Source organism: Solirubrobacter ginsenosidimutans, from assembly GCF_027587205.1.
Genome location: NZ_JAPDOD010000046.1, coordinates 1 through 20,590 on the forward strand (window position 1 = coordinate 1; position 20,590 = coordinate 20,590).

Consider the following 20,590-nt stretch of genomic DNA (forward strand, 5'->3'; position numbering starts at 1 on the left):
GCCGTCTGCCGCCCCGCCCTCGGTGGCGCCGCCCGCCGAGGCGGCGGCCGCGCCCGTCGTGCCGTCCGCCGCCCCGCCCTCGGCCACACCGTCGTCGGCGGTGCCCGTCGCAGCGCGGCCGTCGGCCGGGGCGCGCGAGGCGTTCGTCGAGGCGTGGGCAATCCGCGCCGCGGCGGAGGCGGCCGGGCTGCGCTTGGCCGATGGGGTCTACGCGAACGCCGCGGCCGCGCTCAATGCCGGCAAGCACCTGGTGCTGACCGGGGCGCGGGGGTCGGGCAAGACGACGCTGGCGCTCGCGATCGCGCGGGCCGCGGCGCAGGCGGGACACGCGAAGGGGGCGACCGTCGTCACCGGCGCGCCCGCGCACCCGCTCGTCACCGACGCCGCGGCGCGGGGCCGGTGGGTGATCGCGGACGAGCTCGATCAGGCCGATCTCGACGCGGCGCTCAAGCCGCTCTCCACACTGCTCGCCGGCGTGCCGGTCACGGTCGATGGTCAGGAGGCCGCGCCCGCGAACGGCTGGCGCATCGTCGCGACCTGGAACGGCTCCCCGCCGCGTGGGGAGGCCGTGCTGCGGCGCTTCGCCGCGATCGACGTCGCCCGCCCGCCGATCGACGAGCTCAAAGCACTGGTGCGCCAGGACGACCCGACGGCGCAGGAGGCCGTCGAGACCCTGCTCGCGCTCGGGCTGCCGGTCGGAGCGGGCGTTCTCAAAGAAGCCGCCGACCACATCGAGGCGCGGCAGGCCGCCGTGCCCACGGACGCCTCGACGCTCGCCGACGAGGCGGTCGCGGCGTACATCTCACCCCTGATCGACCTGTGATCCGCCGGACCGAACAAGAACGCGCCGCCCTCACACGCGCCAAAGCGACCCTCGACCAGCTCGACTTCTATCCCAAGCCGGTGAAGATCGACCACGTCCGCATCCTGCACGTGCCGTGGCTCTTCAAGCTGCCGTGGTTCAACCGCTTCGACGGCTACGAGATGGGCCCGCTGATCCTGCTCAAGCACCCGCTCAGCGACACCTCGCCGAGCCTGATCGCCCACGAGCTGTGCCACGTGTGGCAGGACCAGGACCACCGGCTGAAGATGTGGTGGAGCTACGTCCGCGGGGGGTACGCGAACAACCCACATGAAGTCGAAGCGCGCCACGCCGGCGCGGCGGCCGCCGCGTAGTGGATCCCACCGCGCTCATCGCCCTCGCCCGCCACGGCGAGGAGATCGCGACCGCCCGCGCGTTCCTGCAGAAGGCGCACGCGACCCGCGTCGTCCTGCTCCTGCACACGCCCGACGGCGAGACCGCGATGCTCGACTCCACCCCCGAGGGCGTGGAGATCACCGAGGGCGACACCGTCACCCAGATCCCGGCGACCGCGGCCGTCCCCGTGCCCCCGCGCGCGCTCCCGGAGATCCGGCCCACGCCGGCGACCGCCATCCACATCGACACGACGACGGGTGAGCTCGCCGCGCCGCTGGGGACCGTCGATCACCTGGCGGAGATCACGCTCGCGCTCGCCAAGGCCTTCGGTGGCCTGACCGTCGCGACCGCGGAGTTCCCCACCCACGACCCGTCCCTCCCGATCACCTTCGCCGCCCGCGAAGGCGAACGGGTCGTCCTGCAGGCGGGCGACGAGCAGTACGAGCTGTGAGGATCCGCCCGGAGGAACCGGAGGACTTCGCCGCGCTGCGCGAGCTCCACCGGAGGGCGTTCGCGCCCGGCGAGTACGAGGCCGACGTCGTCGAAGCTCTCCGCGCCGCCTACGCCCACGTCCCCGAACTGTGCCTCGTGGCGATATCCGACGACGACGCGATCCTCGGGCACGTGATGATCAGCCACGGGCTCGTCGACGTGTATTTCGCGTTCGCGCTCGGCCCGATCGCCGTGGACCCGGCCCATCAGAACCAGGGAATCGGCAGCGCGCTGATGCGCGAGGTGATCGAGCGCGCGAGCCAAACGGAGTACCCGCTGATCGCCCTCCTCGGCCATCCGGCGTACTACCCGCGCTTCGGCTTTCGCCCCGCCGAAGCGACATTCGGGATCACCACCACCTACGACGCGGCGCCCGAGGCGTGGCTGGCGCTCGCCCTCCCCGCGTACGAACCGCACATCCGCGGCGCGTTCAGCTTCGCCGAAGCCTTCGGCGACTAGACCTTCGTGCAGTCGGGGAATAGAGACGTCTGACTCTGCCGATTACGGGTAGGAGGATGGCCAGGATGTTGCACCAGCGCCACTACACCGCCGAGCAGGCGAACGCGCTCCTCCCTGAGGTCCGCGTGACGGTCCGCCGCCTTCAGAACGCCAAGCGCGTCCTCCAGGACGAGGGCTTCGACTCGGGCTTCGCGACGCTCGCCGACGTGGTCGGCGGCGCGTTCCCGGGACTCGTTCGCGCGCAGGCCGCCGTGGCCGCGACGCTGGGCTTCGAGCACCTGGAGGAGCTGGACCTGCTGGTCCGGGACCTCGAGGCGGGGTTGATCGACTTCCCCGCGTTGCGCGACGGGCGCGAGGTGTACCTGTGCTGGCAGGCCGACGAGCAGGAAGTCGGCCACTGGCACGCGGCGGAGACCGGCTATCCGAGCCGCCTCCCGCTCGATCCCTGGCTGTAAGCGCCTTCTTACCCGGTTCTCAGTTAATTCCCAGAGGATGTGCTTGTGCGCATCCTCGTGGTGGACGATGAACCCTCGGTCCGCGACGCGCTGGACCGGGCGCTGCGCATGGACGGCTACCGCGTGCAGGTCGCCGCGGACGGGACGGAGGCGCTCGACGCGCTCGCCCACACGCCGCCGGACGCGATCGTCCTCGACGTCCTGATGCCCGAGCCCGACGGGCTCGAGGTCTGCCGCAGACTGCGCGCCGCCGGCGACCGCACCCCGGTGCTGATGCTCACCGCGCGCGACGCCGTCCCCGATCGCGTCAAAGGCCTCGACGCGGGCGCCGACGACTACCTCGTCAAGCCGTTCGCGCTGGAGGAGCTGGGCGCGCGGCTGCGAGCGCTGCTGCGCAGGACCGGCGGCCCCGTCGAGGACACGCTGCGCTACGCGGGCATCGAGCTCGACCCGGCCGGGCACACCGTGCACCGCGACGACCGCCTGATCGAACTCACCCGCACAGAGTTCCTGCTCCTGGAGCTGCTGATGAACCACCCGCGCCAGGTGCTGACGCGAACGCAGATCTTCGAGCACGTGTGGGGCTATGACTTCGGCCCGAGCTCCAACTCGCTGGAGGTCTACGTCGGCTACCTGCGCCGCAAGCTCGGCGACCCGCGGGTCATCCAGACGGTGCGCGGCGTCGGCTACGTCCTGCGCGACAAGTGAGCTTCCGCAGACGGCTCGCGCTGTCCTGCGCCGCCGCGGTGGCGGTCGTGGTCGTGTTCGGCTCCGGTCTCGCCTACTGGATCGTCTCCGACACGCTGCACGGCCAGGTCGACAGCTCGCTGCGCGACCAGGCGACGCTCGGCGCGGTCACGATGGCCGAACCCGGGCCGGGCACGGTGGCGACGGGCGACCAGCTGCTGACGACCGCCGCGGCACCGGTGTACAAGCAGGTGGTCAGGATCTCGCGGCGCGAGGCGCTGCCGCCCGCGCTCTCGCCGGACGATCCCGACCTCAAGGCGGTGGCCAACGGCTCCAAGCCGCCGTTCTTCGCCGATCGCCAGATCGGCGGTGACCCCTGGCGGGTCTACATCTCGCGCGGCGGCGACGGGCTGGCGATCTTCCTCGCCCGCCCGCTGAACGAGACCTACCACGCGCTCTCGACGCTGCGCCTGGCGCTCGGGTTGCTCGCGCTCGCGGGAATCGTCCTCGCGGTCGTGCTCTCGAGACTCGCGACGCGGACGGCGATCCGTCCCGTGACGACGCTGACCGAGGCCGCGGAGCACGTCGCGTCGACCCGCGACCTCTCGCGCCGGATCGAGACGCAGGGCGAGGACGAGGTCTCACGCCTGGCGACCTCCTTCAACACCATGCTCGAAGCGCTCGAGCGCAGCCAGAGAGCGCAGCGCCAGCTCGTCGCCGACGCCTCGCACGAGTTGCGCACGCCGCTCACCTCGCTGCGCACCAACCTCGAGGTCCTGGCCAAGGGCGGCCCGCCGGACGCCGGCGACCGCGACCGCCTGCGCGCGGACCTCGTCGCACAGCTGGAGGAGCTGAGCGCGCTCGTCGGCGACCTGGTGGAGCTCGCCCGCGATGAGGAGCCCGAGGAGCCGTCGGTGGAGGACGTGCGGCTCGACCGGCTCGTCGCCGCCGCGGTCGAGCGGGCCCGCCGGCACGCGCACGCCGTGACCTTCGCGACCGCGCTGGAGCCCGCGCTCGTCCTCGGCGTTCCCGCCCGGCTCGACCGCGCCGTCGCGAACCTGCTCGACAACGCCGCCAAGTGGAGCCCCGCCGGCTCGGTGATCGACGTCCGCCTGCGCGACGGCGAGCTGACCGTGCGCGATCGCGGTCCGGGGATCGAGCAGCAGGACCGCGACCAGGTCTTCGACCGCTTCTTCCGCAGCGACTCCGCCCGCGGGCGGCCCGGCTCCGGCCTCGGCCTGGCGATCGTGCGCCAGGTCGCCGAAGGGCACGGCGGGAGCGTCGCCGCGGAGGCCGCCGAGGGCGGCGGCGCGCTGCTGCGGCTGCGGCTGCCGGTCCTCTCAGCAAATCCCTAGGTTCGGCTGAAGCCGGTCTCATGCCCGACCGGCGAGATGTCTTTCATGAAGACCCGCCTGTTCCTCGTCGCCGTCGCGGCGACCGCCTCGCTCGCCGGCTGCGGCGCCGAGGACACCCCCACGTCGGCCGGAGCCAAGCCAAGTCAGAGCCAGGAGACGGCCAACAAGAAGGCGATGCTCGACTTCGCGCGCTGCATGCGCGAAAACGGCGTCGACATGCCCGACCCGCAGTTCGAGGGCGGGAGGGTCACGCAGAAGATGAGCAAGACCAACCCGGACACGATGCGCAAGGCCGAGGCGGCGTGCGCGAAGTACCGCGACAAGGTCAAGGCGCCCGACATCTCCGACTCGCAGAAGGCGGAGTTCAAGAAGGCCGCGCTGGCCAACGCCCGCTGCATGCGCGAGCACGGGATCGACTTCCCGGACCCGCAGTTCGACACCAGCGGCGGCGCGCGGATCCGGCTCGGCAAGGGCCTCAATCCGGACTCGCCGAAGTTCCAGGCGGCGCAGAAGGCGTGCGAGTCGACGCTGCCGATGGGCGGCCCCAGCACGACCAGCGCCGGCGGAGGCGAGAAGTGATGAAGCGCCGGCTGGCCGGCGGCGCCGCGGCCGTGGCGGTCGCGGCGGGCGCCGTGGTGGTGGCGACCGGCGGCGAGGACCCCGTGCGCGCGGCGGAGCCGTCACCCGCGCGGGCGACCGCGACCGTCGAGCGCACCGACCTGGTGGACCGCGAGAGCATCTCCGGCACGCTCGGCTACGACGACGCCGGGACCCTCGCGTCCGCCGCCGCGGGCGTGCTCACCGGGCTGCGCGAGCCGGGCTCGATCGTCACCCGCGGCCACTCGCTCTACGACTTCGACGACAAGCCCGCCGCGTTCGTCTTCTACGGCACGCTCCCGGCGTGGCGCGACTTCGCGCCCGGGATGACCGACGGCGCGGACGTCAAGCAGCTCGAGCGCAACCTGCGCGCGCTCGGCTATGACCCGGGCGACGTCGACGGCGACTGGACGTGGGAGACCACCGGCGCGGTCGAGGACTTCCAGCGCGACCGCGACCTCGACGACACCGGCAAGCTCTCGCGCGGCGCGGTCGTGTTCCGTTCCGGGCCGACGCGGGTGGGTGAGGCGAAGGCGGTCGTGGGCGATCAGGTGGCGCCGGGGAAGCCGCTCGGCGAGCTCGCCTCGACCGCGCGGGTGGTCACCGTCGACCTCGATGCCGCGCGGCAGCGGTTGGCGCGCGTGGGTGATCGGGTGACCGTCGATCTGCCGTCCGGGCAGTCGGTCGGCGGGCGGATCGCGGCGGTCGGCAAGGTCGCGACCAAGCACGGCGACGACACGACGATCAGCGTGACCGTCCACGTGTCCGGGCGGGTGGGGAACCTCGATCAGGCGCCGGTCGACGTCGGCTTCGCCGTCGAGCGCCGGCGCGGCGCGCTGGCCGTGCCGGTCAAGGCGCTGCTCGCCCGCCAGGGCGGCGGGTACGCGGTCGAGGTCGTCGGGCGCGGGATGGTGCGGGTCACGCCCGGCCTCTACGCCGACGACCTCGTCGAGGTCGAGGGCGACGGGCTGCACGAGGGCGACAAGGTGGTGACGGCGCTATGACCGTCGTGCCGGACGTCGAGCCGGCCGCCGCCGCCGCGAACGGCCGCGCCGATGCCGTGCTCCGGCTCGTCGATGTCCGCAAGGCCTATCCCGGCGGCGTCGAGGCGCTGCGCGGCGTCTCGCTGACCGTCCGCTCGGGCGAGGCCGTCGCCGTCGTCGGGCCGTCCGGGTCGGGCAAGTCGACGCTCCTGCACGTGATGGGGACGCTCGAGCGCCAGACCGCGGGTGAGGTGCACGTCGCCGGCCAGGACACGGCGAAGCTCGGGGAGCGGGCGCTCGCGGCGTTGCGCGCCCGCGAGATCGGGTTCGTGTTCCAGCAGTTCTTCCTGCTCGAAGGGATGAGCGCGCTCGACAACGTCGCGACCGGGCTGCTCTACACCGGCGCCGCGCAGTCCGCACGCCGCGCCCGAGCGCGCGAGGCGCTCGAGGCGGTGGGGCTGGAGCACCGGCTCACCCACTCGCCCTCCAAACTCTCGGGTGGCGAGCGTCAGCGGGTCGCGATCGCGCGGGCGCTCGTGGGGCGCCCGGCGATCCTGTTCGCCGACGAGCCGACCGGCAACCTGGACTCCCGCACCGGCGCGAGCATCCTCGCGCTGCTGCAGGAGCTGCACGCGGGTGGGTCGACGATCGTCACGATCACGCACGACCTGGCGATCGCCGACGCGTTCCCCCGGCGGGCCGAGATCCGCGACGGGGAGCTGGTCGCGTGACCGCCGCCGACGTCTTCCGCACCGGCGCGCTCGGCCTGCGCACCCGCCGCGCGCGAGCGGCCCTGTCGGCGCTGGGCATCGCGATCGGCGTCGCCTCGATGGTGGCGGTGCTCGGCATCTCGGAGTCCTCCAAGAGCGACCTGCTGGCGCAACTGGACCGGCTCGGCACCAACCTGCTGCAGGTCGCGCCGGGCCAGTCCTTCATGGGCGACGACTCGGTGCTGCCGGAGGCCGCGGCCCCGATGCTCCGGCGCGTCGACGGCGTCGAGTCCGTCGCGGCGATCGCGGCCGTGAGCGGGAAGACCGTGCGCCGCTCGCCCTACATCGACGAGGCCGAGACCGGCGGCATCGGTGTCGCGGCGGCGGACCCGTCGCTGCGCGCCGCGGTCGGCGCCACCATGCACCGCGGCACGTTCCTGAACGCCGCGACCGGCCGCTACCCGGCGGTGGTGCTCGGCTCGGAGGCGGCGAACACGCTCGGGATCGACGACACCGGCTCGCGGGTGTGGCTAGGCGGGCGCTGGTTCACGGTCGTCGGCATCCTCGATCCGGCCACGCTGGCGCCGTCGCTCGACAGCGCCGCGCTGATCGGCTTCGACGCCGCCGCCGACCTCTTCGATGCCGATCGCAACGCCTCGACGGTGTTCGTGCGGGTCGACCAGGACCGCGTCGAGGCCGTGCGCAACCTGCTCGGGCGCACCGCCAACCCGCAGCGCCCGGAAGAGGTCCAGATCTCGCGCCCGTCGGACGCGCTGGAGGCGAGGGCCGCGGCCAAGACCGCCTTCACCTCGCTCTTCCTCGGCCTGGGTGCCGTCGCCCTGCTCGTCGGCGGCGTCGGGATCGCCAACGTGATGGTCATCTCCGTCCTCGAGCGCCGCTCGGAGATCGGCCTGCGCCGCGCGCTCGGCGCCACCCGCCGCGACGTCGGCGTGCAGTTCCTGTCGGAGTCGCTGCTGCTCGCCGGCCTCGGCGGCGCGGCGGGCACGCTGCTCGGCGCCGCGGTCACCCTCGGCTACGCCACCCACGAAGGCTGGACCACGGCCGTCCCCACGATCGCCCTCGCGGGCGGCGTGATCGTGGCCGTCGTCGCCGGTGGCGTCGCGGGCCTCTACCCAGCGTTGCGCGCCGCCCGCCTCTCACCCACGGAAGCCCTCCGCGGCACCTAGCGGTTTAAGGGGGGGTCAGACCCCTCAACAATTCTTTTGGCTCTGCAGCGTGCTTCGCAATGTTGAGGGGTCTGACCCCTTAATCGTGGGATACCGACAGTTACGGGCGTGGTGCTGACACCCCGATCCGCGCTGGGCCTTCCGGTGATCGGTTTCGGCGAGCAACGAAGTCATGCGCGAAGGGGGTGCGTCCGGAATGTTGCCTGTGGGGAAACATTCCGGACGCACCCCACCAACGCGCCAACTCGACCAGTGCGAACCTGATCGAAACCCGGGATTTGTCGCTCAAACGCGCATGGTCGACCACGGCGATTGGCACAGCGCAGGTTGAGGGATCCTCAAGGCGTCCCAACACAATCCCAACGCGCCCGCTGGTGAAGTGGGTGGCACGCAGCCGACGGTTTCCCTCCTGACCCCACCGACGGTTGGCGATACCGGCCGCGGCGCCTCCCCCATACCCCCCCGGAGGCGCCGCGGCCGTCTTCTTCCTGGTGGGAGCTCGCGGCAGGGTGAGCGTGGTCGCCGGCGGACGCGGCGATGAACCAACCTGATTCCAACGACACGTCCCGCCGCTTCCAACGGGCGAGCGCGCACGGTAGAGCCATGACCGCCGTCGTCTCACCCACCGCCGCCGCGCTCCCCGGCGTCTCGATCGTCCTGCCGTGCCACGACGAGGAGGCCAACGTCGCCGCCGCGGTGCGGATGGCGTGCCGGGCGGGGAGGATGAACGCGCACGCCTACGAGGTGATCGTCGTCGACGACGGCAGCCGCGACGCCACGAACGCCGTCGCCACGCGGCTGGCGGCCGGCGACCCGCACGTCCACGTCGTCGCGCACCCTCGCAACCGCGGTTACGGCGCGGCGCTGCGGACGGGCATCGCCGCCTCTCAGCAGCCTTGGGTCCTGCTCACCGACGCGGACCTGCAGTTCGACCTCGTCGACCTCGCGGGCTTCGTGCCACCCGCCGTCGACCACGATCTGATCGCCGGGTTCCGCAGGCAGCGCAACGACTCGCGCCGGCGCCGCGCGGCGGCCGCGGTCTGGGGCCGTCTCGTCACCCACCTGCTGCACCTGCAGGTGCGCGACGTCGACTGCGCGTTCAAACTCGTCCGCCGCGACCTGCTCGAAGAGCTGGAGCTGACGAGTTCCGGCGCCGCGATCTCCGCCGAGCTGCTCGCCCGCTCACGCGCCCACGGCGCGCGGATCTGCGAGCGCGGCGTGCGGCACCTCCCGCGCAACGCAGGCCGCCAGAGCGGCTTGCGGCCACGAGTCGTGGTCCGGGCGTCCGCAGAGCTGCTGCGCCTGCGGCGCACGCTCGCGTGAGGGGTCAGCGTCCGCTCCACGCCCGTCTTGCCGCCGTCCGCCTCCGGGTGGGCGGCGGCGCCGGGCGGGTGCGGGCGCGCCAGGGCTCATCCTCGCCTCAGCGCGCACCGGTACCCACGACCACACACATGCACGACGGCTCGCTCGAGATCCTCATCGTCGACGACGAGTCGACGCTGCGCGAGACCCTCGCCCGCTCGTTCCAGCGCGAGGGCCACGCGACGTTCGCGGTCGCCGACGGCCGGGCCGCGATCGACCGGGCGTCGACGCAGCGCTTCGACGTCGTCGTCCTGGACGTCGCGCTCGGCCCGGGCCCGGACGGGTACGAGGTCTGCCGCGTCCTCAGAGAACGCCACAACACCGTCCCGATCATCATGCTCACCGCGCTCGACAGCGAGGCCGACACCGTGCTCGGCCTGGAGGCGGGCGCGGACGACTACGTCGGCAAGCCCGTCGGGCTCGCCGAGCTGCGCAGCCGCATCCGCGCCGTGCTCCGCCGGGCGGGCCCGCGCGCCCAAGACGTCCTCAGCACCGGCCCGCTGCAACTCGACCGCGGCGCGCGCGAGCTGCGCAAGGACGGCCAGCCGGTGAGCCTGACGTTCTCCGAGTTCGAGGTGATCGCGGCGCTGATGGCGGCGCCCGGGCGCCTCCTCAACCGGCAGGAGCTGATGCGCGCGATCTGGGGCGACTCCGCCTTCCGCGACCCGCGCGGCATCGACGTGCACGTCCGGCACCTGCGCGAGAAGCTCGAAGCAACGCCCGACAGGCCGGAGCTGATCGTGACCGTGCGAGGAGCGGGATACCGGCTCGCGGCTTGAGACCCGGGCTGCGCGCCCGGCTCGTGCTCGCGCTCTTCGCGACCGCGGCGACGACCCTGGCCGTCGCGGCGCTCGCCCTGCTCCCGCCGCTGGAAGCTCGCCTGCGCGACGACGCCGCCCGCACGCTGACCCTCCGCGCCGAGGCGGCCAGCCAAGGGTTCGAGCGCCTCAAGCCGCATCAGAGCCCCAATCGGCTGCTGCGCGCGCTCGCCCGCGCGACCGGCGCCCAGATCATCCTGATCGACACGTCCGGCGTCCGCGGCGAGACCGACCCGGACGTGCGCGGCAGCCTCGCCGACGCCCGCCGCGCCCTCACGACCCGCCGCAGCGAGCGCGACGTCCGCAAGGGGCTCGCCCAGGCCGCGATCCCGATCCGCTTCGAGGGCAAGCCCGCCGCGCTCGCCCTCAGACGCCATCTCGGCGACGTCGGGCGCACCTACTCCGTCGTCGCCGACGCCTTCGCCGGCGCCGCGCTCGCCGGGCTCGCGCTCGCGCTGATCGGGGGCTTCGCGCTGAGCGGCCGGATGCTGCGGCGCCTGCGCGGGCTGAGCAACGCGATGCTCGCCGCCGACCCGATCCTCGCGCCCGCGGAGGTCGACACCGGCCGCGACGAGCTCGGCGAGCTGGCGCGGGCCTTCGCCGGCCTCCAGCAACGTCTGGCGCAGCAGGAGGACGCCCGCCGGATGTTCGTCGCCACCGCCTCGCACGAGCTGCGCACGCCGCTGGCCTCGCTGCAGACGCTGCTGGAGCTGACCGTCGACGAGCCCGATCCGGAGCGCATGCGCCAGGACGTTCAAGAGGCGCTCGCGCAGGCCAAGCGCTTGAGCGGGCTGAGCAAGGGCCTGCTCGACCTCTCGCGCCTGGACGCCGGCATCGAGCTGCGCTCGGAGCCCGTGGAGCTGGGCGAGCTCTCGCGCGCGGTCGCGGCCGAGTTCGGCAGCGAGCGGCCGACGTGGGTCCCGCCGCACGAGGCCTGCTGGGCACTCGGCGACCCCGAGGGCGTCGCCCGGATCGTCCGCCTGCTGGTCGACAACGCGCTGCGCTACGCGCCCGCCCCGGCGCCGGTCGAGGTCCGCACGGCCGCCGTCAAGGGTCACGTCGAGCTGCGCGTCCTCGACGGCGGCGCGGGCATCCCCGACACCGAGCGCGAGGCGATCTTCCAGCGCTTCCAGCGCGGCGAGAACACCACCGCGCCGGGCTTCGGCCTCGGGTTGGCGATCGGCGCCGAGCTGGCCCGCCGGATGCGGGGGGAGCTCAAGCTCGAGCCGGGCGCACCCGGCGGCGACGAGCCCGCCGGCGCCCGTTTCGTGCTGATACTGCCGCATGCGTGATCTCCCACCGGGCCCACGGGAGCCGAGCGCGCTGCAGACCGTCGAGTGGATCGTCCGCCCGACCGCGTTGCTGCGCCGCGCCCAAGCCCGCTATGGCGAGCCGTTCACGCTGCGCACCGCCTACAGCGACGCGCCGCTGGTCCTGGTCAGCGACCCGGTGGAGATCAAGCGCATCTACTCCGCACCGCCCGACGTGCTCCAGGGCGGTGACGCCTCGGCCTTCCTGGAGCCCTTCACCGGCAAGCGCTCGGTGCTGATCCTGCACGGCGAGGAGCACCTCCGGCAGCGCCGCCTGATGCTCCCGCCCTTCCACGGCGAGGCGCTCAAGCGCTGGAAGGACACGGTCGCCGAGATCACCCACGCCGAGCTCGACACCTGGCGCTCGGGCGAGCTGCTCAAGACGCTCCCGCGGATGCAGGCGATCACGCTGGAGGTGATCCAGCGGGTGATCTTCGGCAGCCGCGACCTCGAGCTGCGGGACGCGCTGCGCCGCGCGCTCGACCTCACCGGCTCGATGCCGGACCTGGTCTGGATGTCGCTCTTCGGCCCGCATCAGCGCTTCACGCGCGCCGTCGAGCGCATCGACGAGCTGATCTACGCGCGCATCGACAGCGCGGGCGGCGGAGACTCGATCCTCGACATGCTCAAGGCCTCGGGGGCGACCCGCGAGGAGCTGCGCGACCAGCTCGTCACGCTGCTCGCCGCCGGGCACGAGACGACCGCGACCGCGCTCGCGTGGGCGCTCGAGCGCCTCGCCCGCCACCCCGAGACCGACCTGAGCGACGACGCGCGCCTCGACGCGGCGATCCGCGAGGTGCTGCGCACCCGCCCGGTCCTCTCCATCACCGCTCGCAAGACCCTGCAGCCGTACCGCATCGGCGCCTACACGCTGCCCCAGGACGTCTACGTCGCGGCCTGCCTCTACCTCGCCCACCGCCGCGCGGGCACGACGTTCGACCCGACGAGACCGGCATCGGAGGAGCCCTACAGCTTCATCCCGTTCGGCGGCGGCACCCGCCGCTGCCTCGGTGCCGCGTTCGCGCTGCTGGAGATGCGCGAGGTCATCCGGGCGGTGACCCAGCGGTTCACCCTCGCGCCCGACCGGCCCCGCGGGGAGCGGATGCGCCGCCGCAGCGTCGTCCTCGCGCCCTCACGTCAAGGCTCGATCATCCCAACAGCTCGATGAGCGCTCTTAATGCCCAGAGCCGCTAGCGTGATCTCTCGGAATGCCAGGCATGTTCTGCCGTCATAATCGGCTCACTTCGAAGTGCCCGATCTGCGCCCGCGAACTTCGCGAGGCAACTCCCGTGCGTCACGTCACCGTGCGCAGACCGGGAGCCACGTCGACGCCCAAGCCCCGGGCCAAGTCGGCGGCGTCCGGATCCTCGGGCGCCCGTTCCTCGAAGCGTCTCGTCACGCGGCAGCTGCAGCGCGCCGCCGACGACGGGTACCGCAACCCACTCGTCCAGGGCATGAAGGCGACGGCCGATGCCGAACGCCTCGCCGTCGCGGTGACGATCGCCGCGGCACGGCTCGAGCCGCCCGGACCGTACACGGTGATCGACGAGACGCCGGACATCGAGCAGGCGACCTGGCTCGCCTTCCTGCTCGCGCTCGCCCCCGAGCGGACCGAGATCATCGAGCAGGTGCGTCCCGCGTGGGAGGACACCGAGAACCTCGACGCGCTCCCCGCCGCCAAGGCCAAGACTGCCGCCGCCTATCGCGCCTGGGTCGGCCGCGCCGGCTCGCAGGAGGCCGCCTTCACGGGCGAGGAGATCTGGACGCCGGAGCGGCGCTTCGGGCGGGTCTTCGAGCGCCTCGCGCTCCCCGGCTTCACCCGCCCCATGCGCTACGACCTGCTGGCCGCGCTCGGCGCCGCCGACATCTACCCGCTCGAGCCCGACGGGCTGTACCTGGTCGAGGACGACGCGACGACGCTCGCCGCCAAGCGGCTGTTCGTCTCCGGTGACCGGATGCTGCTCGAGCGCCGCGCGCAGGAGCTCGTCGACGCCTCCGGCATGCCGGTCGGCGCGTTCGACAAGGGCCTCGCCTGGTTCGGCACCCCCACCGAGCCCGTCGACATGTCGGTGGAGCCGGACCCGGGGATCGCCGCCGCCCTCGGCATTGGGTAAGAGCACGCTGTGGCGTTTGCGCCCCTGACCGCATTGGCCCCGGGTGCATCGCGCATGCTCGAGCGGCTCGCGCCGCCTCCCGAGACCGCTGACATGGCACCGGCGCGGGCTCGCCCGTGGCGGCTGCTGGTGCTCGGCTGCCTGGCGCTTGCCGGGCTGAGCCTGCTGTGGCCGTCCGTTCCGACGTATGACCCGTGGGCGTGGATCATCTGGGGGCGCGAGATCGCGCACCTGGATCTCGTCACGAAGACCGGACCGAGCTGGAAGCCGCTGCCGGTCATCTTCACGACGCCCTTCAGCCTCGCGGGTGACGACGGCGCGCCGCTGCTGTGGCTCGTCGTGGCGCGGGCCGGCGGGATCCTCGCCTTCGCGATGGCGTTCCGGCTCGGCAAGCGCCTCGCCGGGCCGGTCGCGGGGCTGATCGCGGCGGGCTCGCTGATCCTCGCCGACGAGTTCATCCGCAACTTCTTCCGCGGCAACTCGGAGGGCATCCTCGTCGCGGTCTGCCTGTGGGCGATCGAGCGCCACCTCGACGGCCGCCGCCGCGACGCGTTCCTGCTCGGCCTCGCCGCCGCGCTGTTGCGCCCCGAGGTGTGGCCGTTCATCGCGCTCTACGGGCTGTACCTGATCGCCGCGGACTGGCACGCCAAGAACCGGCTCCCGGTCAAGACGACGATCCTCGTGATCGGTGGAGGCCTCGCCCTGGGCATCCTCTGGTTCGTGCCGGAATACCTCGGTTCAGGCGACTTCCTGCGTGCGGCGGCCCGCGCGCGCAAGCCGAACCCGGACTCGGCGGCCTTCGCCGCGCACCCGTTCATCGAGGTCTTCAATCGCAGCGCGTCGGTGCTGACGCCGCCGGTCTACATCGGCGGGCTGCTGGCGTTCTGCGCCGCGCTGTACGCGTTCATCAAGCGCCGCGAGGACGGGCTGATCCTCGCGATGGCCGCGATCGGCACCGTGCTGATGATCGCCGTCGCCGGCATGACCCAGGCGGGCTTCGCGGGCAACCTGCGCTACATCGCGCTCCCTGCCGCGCTGGTGTGCGTGCTGGCCGGAGCCGGGTGGGTGTGGCTGGTGCGGTCGACCGCGGCGCGCTGGGGCGTGATCGCGGCATCCGCGCTCGCGCTCGCGATCGCCGCCGCGTCGGCGCCGTTCGTGATCGAGGACATCAACGAGCTCGACCTCGCCGGCCAGCGGATCAAGGCCGAGGCCGACCTCTACGGCACCGTCCCGGAGGCGATCAAGGCGGGTGGGGGCGAGGCGAAGCTGAAGTCCTGCGGCACGGTGTACACCGGGGCCTTCCAGACGCAGGCCGTCGCGTGGTACATGCATTTGCACGAGATGGACTCCGAGATCTTCGCCTTCCCGCCCGGCACGACCATCGCGCCCAGCTTCTCGTCCCTGTCCCGCGACCCGCGCTTCCCGACGATCGCCAAGACCCGGAAGTGGGTCATCGGCTCGAGCTGCGCCGCCGCCAAGTAGATGTCGACGCTCGCATCAAGAACCGAGTGGACGGTCAAGGCGCGTGCCGTGACCGGCGCGCGCGTCGCGGTCCCCGCGGGGATCGGCGCGCTCGTCGCGGTCTCGCTGATGCTGCGCACGACCGAGCTCGGGATCGGGTTCTGGATCGACGAGGGTCTCTCGGTCGGGATCGCCGACCGCCCGCTCTCCGACATCCCGTTCGCGCTGCGCCAGGACGGCTCGCCGCCGCTGTACTACATGCTCCTGCACTTCTGGCTCGGCATCGCGGGGCGCAGCGAGGCGGGGGTCCGAGGGCTGAGCCTGCTGTTCGCGCTGCTGGCGATCCCGGTCGGGTTCTGGGCGGGCAAGGCGATCTGGGGGACGTTCAAGGCCGCCTGGTTCGCCGCGATCCTGATGGCGTTCAACCCGTTCCTGGCGCAGTACGCGCAGGAAGCGCGGATGTACTCGATGGTCGCGCTGCTGATCATCCCGGCGACCGCTTGCTTCATCCGCGCGTACGCGCTCGACACCGAGAACCGAAAACCCTGGATCGCCGGGTTCGCGGTCTCGGTCGCGGTCGCCCTGTACACGCACAACTGGCCGATCTTCTTCACGATCAGCGCGGCGGTCGCGTGGGCGCTGCTGTGGATCCTGGCCGACAAGCCGCGCCGGCGCGAGCTCCTGCGCGACGGCCTGCTCGGCTTCGGCGGGCTGTTCGTGCTCTACCTGCCGTGGGTCCCGACGACGCTCTACCAGGCCGCGCACACCGGCGCGCCGTGGGCCGACGCCCCCGCGCTGGACTCGCTGCTGGGGGTGCCGGGCGTGCTGCTCGGCCGGATGCCGCAGATCGTCCTGCTGATCTGCGCCGGCGCGGGGCTGATCGCGCTCGCCCGGCGCCCGCTGAGCCAGTACGCCCGGGCGGCGCTGTGCCTGGCGATCATCGCGGTGCTCACGCCGACGATCGCGTGGCTGCTGTCGCAATCCTCACCCGCCTGGGCCAACCGCTACCTGGCGGCCGCGCTGCCCCCGTTCCTGCTGCTCGCCGCCGGCGGCCTGGCGGGCGCGCGCCGGCTCGGCATCGTCGGCCTCGTCCTGGTCGTGATCATGTGGTACCAGGACGCCGCCCCTGTGGAGAAGTCCAACGTCCGCGCGATCACCCACGTGATCACGCCGAGCCTGCGCCCCGGCGACCTGATCATCTCCACGCAGCCCGAGACGATCCCGGTCCTGCACTACTACCTGCCGCCCGGGTTGAAGTACGCGACGCTGACCGGCGCCCAGAAGGACCTGGGCGTGTGGGACTGGCGCGACGGCGTCAAACGCCTGGACGCCACGACGCCGGAGAAGGACCTCAAGCCCGTCATCGACGCGCTGCCGGTGGGCGCGCGGGTCGTGCTGGTCGAGCCGATCACGTGGACGCTCAACCGCTGGAGCGCCCCCTGGACGGCGCTCGTCCGGATCCGCTCCAAGGAGTGGTCGCAGTTCCTGTCCAACGACCCGCGGCTGCACGTGACCGCGATTCAGCCGACGGGTTTCACGCCGCCGCGGCCGAATCCGGTGCAGGCGACGGTGATGGTGAAGACGGGCTAGCCGGCAGCGTCAGCACGAAGCAGGCGCCGCCCTCGTGGGCGTCCGAGAGCTCGAGCGTCCCGTTCATCCGCTCGGCCAGCTCGCGCCCGATCGCCAGGCCGAGGCCGAACCCGCTCTCCACGCTGGTCGCCTTCCCGCGATGGAAGCGCTCGAAGACGTGCTCGCGCTCGTCCTCCGGGACGCCCGGCCCGCGGTCGGAGACGCGCACCGCGACGCGGTGGCCGACGTGGGTGGCGTTGATCTCGATCGGCGCACCGCGCGGTGCGTAGCGCAGGGCGTTGTCGATCAGGATGCGGACGACCCGCGCGCACGCCGCCGGATCGGCCCGCGCCCAGCACGGCCCGGGGGAGTCGACCTCCAGCTCGACGCCGCGGTCGCCGGCCCGCAGGGAGAACTCCGCGGCCACCGCGCGTGCGATCTCGCCCAGCTCGACCGGCTCGGAGCGCAGCTGCACCGCCGCGTCGAGGCGGGAGAGATCGAGCAGCTCGGTCGCGAGCACGGAGAGCCGGCGCAGCTCGCCGCGCGCGCTCTCGACCTGCTCCTGCGCGTCCTGCAGGTCGCCGCCTTCGCGCAGGTCCTCGTCAAGCAGCTCCATCGTGCCCTGGAGCATCGTCAGCGGCGTGCGCAGCTCGTGCGAGGCGGTGGCGACGAACGAGCGCCGCGCCGTCTCCTGCCGGCGCAGCTCCTCCTGCATGCGGCCCAGGGCACGGGCGAGATCGCCGACCTCGTCACGGCCGCGGTCGGTCGGCGCCGGCGCCTCGGGCCCCTCGGCCGTGATCCGGAGCGCGGCGCGCTGCAGCAGCTTCAGACGCCGCGTCAGCGTGCTCGACAGCGCGAGCCCGAGCCCGATCGCCACCGCGAGGCTGATCACGGCGGCCGTGAAGAGCGCGTTGCGCACGAGCCGGACCGTGGTGGAGACCTCGGTCAGATTGCGCTGGGAGACGACGACGCCGGCGATCTTCCCGTTGATGAAGACGGGCATCGCGAACGTCAGCTCGTCGTCGATGATCTGGGTTTCCGAGATGTTCTCGTTCGTGGCCTGGAGCGCGAGGCGTAGCGCGCTCTCGTCCGGGGTGTTCTGGAAGTCGGTGTCGACGAAGAACGCCGGAGAGTCCGTGCCCGCGGCATCGGTGAAGCTGAGGTCGGTGACCAGGACGCGTGCTCCGTTCGTGCGTTCGCGAAGCTCGAAGGCCAGCCTGGAGAGCTCCGTGGCGCGGCGCTGACGGCGCTCCTTCTCCGCATTGACGTACCCGCCGCCCTGCTCGACCGGGAGCTTGGCGAGCTTCGGATCGACCTTCTTGGTCTTCGTCAGCGCGGTCTCGAAGTCCCCCTGCGTCGCCTCGGTCGTTTCCTGCAGGGCCGACTCGCTCTGGTCGCGCAGCCGTGACTGCAGCGGTCCGATCGTGATCGCCGCCGCCACGACCAGCGTCACCGCACTCGTCAGCACGAGGGAGAGCAGCAGCCTCCCGCGGAGCCCTCGCAGTGCAGCGCGGATCATGCCTCCCGGAAGCGGTAGCCCTGGCCCGGGACGGTCAGGATCAGGCTCGGCTCCTCCGGGCGGGGCTCGAGCTTCTCGCGCAGGTGGCGGATGTGGACGTCGATCGCGCGCGGATCGCGGTAGGCGGAGTCGCCCCAGATCGCGCGCAGCAGCTCCTGGCGGTTGAACGCGTAGCCGGGACGCGACATCAGGCAGCCCAGCAGCTCGAACTCGCTGAAGGTGAGCCGCACCGGGTTCTCTTCCATCGTCACGCGCCGCAGGTCACGGTCGAGCATGACCGGGCCGACGCGCAGGTTGCCCTCGACGACGCGGCCCTGCGCGCGGCGCAGGACGGCGCGGATGCGGCTGCGCAGCTCGGCGAGGCCGAACGGCTTGGTGACGTAGTCGTCCGCGCCCGCCTCCAGGCCCTGGACCGCGTCGGCCTCCGAGTCCAGCGCGGTGAGCATGATGATCGGCACCACGTCACGCCGGCTGCGCAGCATGCGGGCGACGTCGTAGCCCGTGGGGCCGGCGCCGAGCGCGACGTCGAGCAGCACAACGTCGAACGATCGCTCCTGCGCTGCGTCGAGCGCTGTCTCGCCGTCGCCGACGGCCGTCACGCGATGGCCTTCGCGCTCGAAGGAGCGCGTCAGCATCTCCCGCAACGGGCGGTCGTCGTCGACCAGCAGAATGTCCAAAGCGGTGGATGCCTGCACGGCCGGAGAGGTTAGAGGTTGTGAGCTCCTGGGCTTAAGGCCTGTTAGCGGCCTTTAGCAACGCGCGGGAAACGCTCGGGATCTGGGCAAGGTGATGCCCATGTCCACCGTTGACTACACGCCGACCGACGCACCGCGTCGATCCCGGCCTGAGAAGCCGGTCGCCGTCCTTGGCGGCGGCCCCGCCGGCCTCACGGCTGGATACCTCCTTGCGAAGGAGGGGCGCCCCGTCATCGTGTTCGAGGCGGAGGACCAGGTCGGCGGCATCGCCAAGACCGAAGTCCGTGACGGATACCGGTTCGATCTCGGCGGCCACCGCTTCTTCACCAAGGTCAAAGAGGTCGACGACCTCTGGCACGAGGTGATGAAGGAGGAGTTCCTCAAGCGCCCGCGCATGTCGCGGATCTACTGGCGCGGGAAGTTCCTCGATTACCCGCTCAACGGTCGCGACGTGATCAAGAAGCTCGGCCCGGTCGAGCTCACGCGTTGTCTGCTGTCCTACGCCTGGGCCGCGGTCACGCCCAAGGGCCGCGAGGACAACCTCGAGCAGTGGGTATCCAACCGCTTCGGCAAGCGGCTCTACCAGCACTTCTTCATGTCCTACACCGAGAAGGTGTGGGGCGTGCCGGCCAGCGAGGTGCGCGCCGAGTGGGCCGCGCAGCGCATCAAGGGCCTGTCGTTCTTCACGGCCGCCAAGACCGCGTTCTTCGGCAACGGCGACAACAAGATCAAGTCGCTGATCAACGAGTTCCACTACCCGCGCTTCGGCCCGGGGCAGATGTGGGAGACGATGGCCGACGAGATCATCGCCAACGGCGGCGAGGTCCGGATGAACTCGCCCGTCACCAAGCTCGAGGTCCGTGACGGCAAGATCGTCGCGCTCGAGGCCGGCGGCGAGCGGATCGAGCCGTCGGAGGTCATCTCGTCGCTGCCGCTGCGGGCGACGGTCGGCCTGTCCGGCGCGGCCGCGAGCGGTGCGGTCCAGGCCGCGGCGCAGGGCCTGCGCTACCGCGACTTCCTGACGATCTCGCTGATCATCGACGGCGAGGACCTCTTCCCGGACAACTGGATCTACATCCACGATCCGAGCGTCGAGGTCGGCCGCATCCAGAACTTCCGCTCGTGGTCGCCGTGGATGGTCCCGGACCAGTCCAAGGCCTCGATCGGCATGGAGTACTTCTGCTTCAAGGGCGACGAGCTGTGGGAGTCCTCCGACGAGGACCTCGTGGAGCTCGCCAAGCGCGAGATCGAGCAGCTCGGCCTGGCCAAGGCCGCGAAGGTCGAGCGCGGGTTCGTCACGCGCGTCCCGAAGGCCTACCCGATGTACGACGCCGACTACTCCGAGCGCGTCGACGTCATCAAGAACTGGCTCGCCGGCATCTCGAACATCCAGCAGGTCGGCCGCAACGGCCTGCACCGGTACAACAACTCGGACCACTCGATGCTCACCGCCATGCGCGCGGTGGACAACGTGATGACGGGTTCGAAGCATGACCTGTGGTCGATCAACGCCGAGTCGGCGTACCACGAGGAGCATCAGGAGCCGGAGCAGCCGTATAAGCGGGTTCCGTCGACCCAGTACGAGCGCGAGCCCCTGCACGAGGAGGCCGCCGCTTAGG

At 72.2% G+C, this 20,590-nt stretch carries 20 protein-coding genes and 1 pseudogene; 19 read left to right on the forward strand and 2 right to left on the reverse strand.

The window, feature by feature from the left end; genetic code table 11:
* The 18 genes and pseudogenes from OM076_RS34040 to OM076_RS34125 all read left to right on the forward strand — a co-directional run.
* A pseudogene (locus OM076_RS34040) lies at nt 1-823 on the forward strand (hypothetical protein); the annotation flags it as partial.
* Nucleotides 820-1,176, forward strand: coding sequence for a hypothetical protein (locus OM076_RS34045; protein ID WP_270044621.1), 357 nt, complete (start codon nt 820-822; stop codon nt 1,174-1,176). The pseudogene OM076_RS34040 and the gene OM076_RS34045, both read left to right, overlap by 4 nt.
* Nucleotides 1,176-1,649 carry a hypothetical protein gene (locus tag OM076_RS34050; protein ID WP_270044622.1) on the forward strand — a complete coding sequence of 158 codons (474 nt, stop codon included), beginning with the start codon at nt 1,176-1,178 and terminating at the stop codon, nt 1,647-1,649. Before OM076_RS34045 ends, OM076_RS34050 begins: the two co-directional genes overlap by 1 nt.
* Nucleotides 1,646-2,149 carry a GNAT family N-acetyltransferase gene (locus tag OM076_RS34055; protein ID WP_270044623.1) on the forward strand — a complete coding sequence of 168 codons (504 nt, stop codon included), beginning with the start codon at nt 1,646-1,648 and terminating at the stop codon, nt 2,147-2,149. Before OM076_RS34050 ends, OM076_RS34055 begins: the two co-directional genes overlap by 4 nt.
* 65 nt (nt 2,150-2,214) lie before the next feature.
* Nucleotides 2,215-2,604, forward strand: a complete 390-nt coding sequence (locus OM076_RS34060; protein WP_270044624.1) for a DUF2203 domain-containing protein — start codon at nt 2,215-2,217, stop codon at nt 2,602-2,604.
* A gap of 45 nt (nt 2,605-2,649) precedes the next feature.
* Entirely contained in the window at nt 2,650-3,312 is a 663-nt protein-coding gene (locus OM076_RS34065; RefSeq protein WP_270044625.1) for a response regulator transcription factor, read from the forward strand.
* Entirely contained in the window at nt 3,309-4,646 is a 1,338-nt protein-coding gene (locus OM076_RS34070) for a sensor histidine kinase (RefSeq protein ID WP_270044626.1), read from the forward strand. Before OM076_RS34065 ends, OM076_RS34070 begins: the two co-directional genes overlap by 4 nt.
* 45 nt (nt 4,647-4,691) lie before the next feature.
* A complete protein-coding gene (locus tag OM076_RS34075) occupies nt 4,692-5,225 on the forward strand; it encodes a hypothetical protein (protein WP_270044627.1) in 534 nt (177 codons plus the stop codon).
* On the forward strand, nt 5,225-6,247 hold the full coding sequence (locus OM076_RS34080) for a peptidoglycan-binding protein (protein ID WP_270044628.1): 1,023 nt from the start codon (nt 5,225-5,227) through the stop codon (nt 6,245-6,247). The genes OM076_RS34075 and OM076_RS34080 overlap by 1 nt, the downstream gene beginning before the upstream one ends.
* Complete coding sequence (locus OM076_RS34085; RefSeq protein WP_270044629.1) at nt 6,244-6,957, forward strand: ABC transporter ATP-binding protein; 714 nt, start codon at nt 6,244-6,246, stop codon at nt 6,955-6,957. The genes OM076_RS34080 and OM076_RS34085 overlap by 4 nt, the downstream gene beginning before the upstream one ends.
* Entirely contained in the window at nt 6,954-8,123 is a 1,170-nt protein-coding gene (locus tag OM076_RS34090) for an ABC transporter permease (protein WP_270044630.1), read from the forward strand. The genes OM076_RS34085 and OM076_RS34090 overlap by 4 nt, the downstream gene beginning before the upstream one ends.
* Nucleotides 8,124-8,726: 603 nt before the next feature.
* Complete coding sequence (locus OM076_RS34095) at nt 8,727-9,446, forward strand: glycosyltransferase family 2 protein (RefSeq protein WP_270044631.1); 720 nt, start codon at nt 8,727-8,729, stop codon at nt 9,444-9,446.
* A gap of 128 nt (nt 9,447-9,574) precedes the next feature.
* On the forward strand, nt 9,575-10,264 hold the full coding sequence (locus OM076_RS34100; RefSeq protein ID WP_270044632.1) for a response regulator transcription factor: 690 nt from the start codon (nt 9,575-9,577) through the stop codon (nt 10,262-10,264).
* A complete protein-coding gene (locus OM076_RS34105) occupies nt 10,261-11,595 on the forward strand; it encodes a sensor histidine kinase (RefSeq protein ID WP_270044633.1) in 1,335 nt (444 codons plus the stop codon). Before OM076_RS34100 ends, OM076_RS34105 begins: the two co-directional genes overlap by 4 nt.
* Complete coding sequence (locus OM076_RS34110; protein ID WP_270044634.1) at nt 11,588-12,781, forward strand: cytochrome P450; 1,194 nt, start codon at nt 11,588-11,590, stop codon at nt 12,779-12,781. The genes OM076_RS34105 and OM076_RS34110 overlap by 8 nt, the downstream gene beginning before the upstream one ends.
* A 121-nt stretch (nt 12,782-12,902) precedes the next feature.
* The gene (locus OM076_RS34115; protein ID WP_270044635.1) at nt 12,903-13,727 is read left to right on the forward strand and encodes an alpha-glutamyl/putrescinyl thymine pyrophosphorylase clade 3 protein; all 825 of its coding nucleotides are present in this window, start codon (nt 12,903-12,905) and stop codon (nt 13,725-13,727) included.
* 9 nt (nt 13,728-13,736) lie between these two features.
* On the forward strand, nt 13,737-15,209 hold the full coding sequence (locus OM076_RS34120; protein ID WP_270044636.1) for a hypothetical protein: 1,473 nt from the start codon (nt 13,737-13,739) through the stop codon (nt 15,207-15,209).
* Nucleotides 15,210-15,257: 48 nt separating this feature from the next.
* Entirely contained in the window at nt 15,258-16,778 is a 1,521-nt protein-coding gene (locus OM076_RS34125; RefSeq protein WP_270044637.1) for a glycosyltransferase family 39 protein, read from the forward strand.
* Here OM076_RS34125 and OM076_RS34130 read toward each other — a convergent pair.
* Both OM076_RS34130 and OM076_RS34135 read right to left on the reverse strand, forming a co-directional pair.
* The gene (locus OM076_RS34130) at nt 16,723-18,276 is read right to left on the reverse strand and encodes a sensor histidine kinase (RefSeq protein WP_270044638.1); all 1,554 of its coding nucleotides are present in this window, start codon (nt 18,274-18,276) and stop codon (nt 16,723-16,725) included. The two genes, OM076_RS34125 and OM076_RS34130, sit on opposite strands and share 56 nt — an antisense overlap.
* On the reverse strand, nt 18,273-18,971 hold the full coding sequence (locus OM076_RS34135) for a response regulator transcription factor (protein WP_270044639.1): 699 nt from the start codon (nt 18,969-18,971) through the stop codon (nt 18,273-18,275). Before OM076_RS34135 ends, OM076_RS34130 begins: the two co-directional genes overlap by 4 nt.
* A gap of 100 nt (nt 18,972-19,071) precedes the next feature.
* On the opposite strand from OM076_RS34135, the gene OM076_RS34140 reads away from it, so the two are divergent.
* The gene (locus OM076_RS34140; protein ID WP_270044640.1) at nt 19,072-20,589 is read left to right on the forward strand and encodes an NAD(P)/FAD-dependent oxidoreductase; all 1,518 of its coding nucleotides are present in this window, start codon (nt 19,072-19,074) and stop codon (nt 20,587-20,589) included.
* Nucleotide 20,590: the final 1 nt, after the last annotated feature.

What these genes read in the sequence shown, in the direction of transcription:
- OM076_RS34080 (WP_270044628.1), top strand. Translation starts at nt 5,225, where the DNA reads ATGAAGCGCCGGCTGGCCGGCGGCGCCGCGGCCGTGGCGGTCGCGGCG.
- OM076_RS34130 (WP_270044638.1), bottom strand. Translation starts at nt 18,276, where the DNA reads ATGATCCGCGCTGCACTGCGAGGGCTCCGCGGGAGGCTGCTGCTCTCC.
- OM076_RS34060 (WP_270044624.1), top strand. Translation starts at nt 2,215, where the DNA reads ATGTTGCACCAGCGCCACTACACCGCCGAGCAGGCGAACGCGCTCCTC.
- OM076_RS34100 (WP_270044632.1), top strand. Translation starts at nt 9,575, where the DNA reads ATGCACGACGGCTCGCTCGAGATCCTCATCGTCGACGACGAGTCGACG.
- OM076_RS34095 (WP_270044631.1), top strand. Translation starts at nt 8,727, where the DNA reads ATGACCGCCGTCGTCTCACCCACCGCCGCCGCGCTCCCCGGCGTCTCG.
- OM076_RS34085 (WP_270044629.1), top strand. Translation starts at nt 6,244, where the DNA reads ATGACCGTCGTGCCGGACGTCGAGCCGGCCGCCGCCGCCGCGAACGGC.
- OM076_RS34110 (WP_270044634.1), top strand. Translation starts at nt 11,588, where the DNA reads ATGCGTGATCTCCCACCGGGCCCACGGGAGCCGAGCGCGCTGCAGACC.
- OM076_RS34075 (WP_270044627.1), top strand. Translation starts at nt 4,692, where the DNA reads ATGAAGACCCGCCTGTTCCTCGTCGCCGTCGCGGCGACCGCCTCGCTC.
- OM076_RS34140 (WP_270044640.1), top strand. Translation starts at nt 19,072, where the DNA reads ATGTCCACCGTTGACTACACGCCGACCGACGCACCGCGTCGATCCCGG.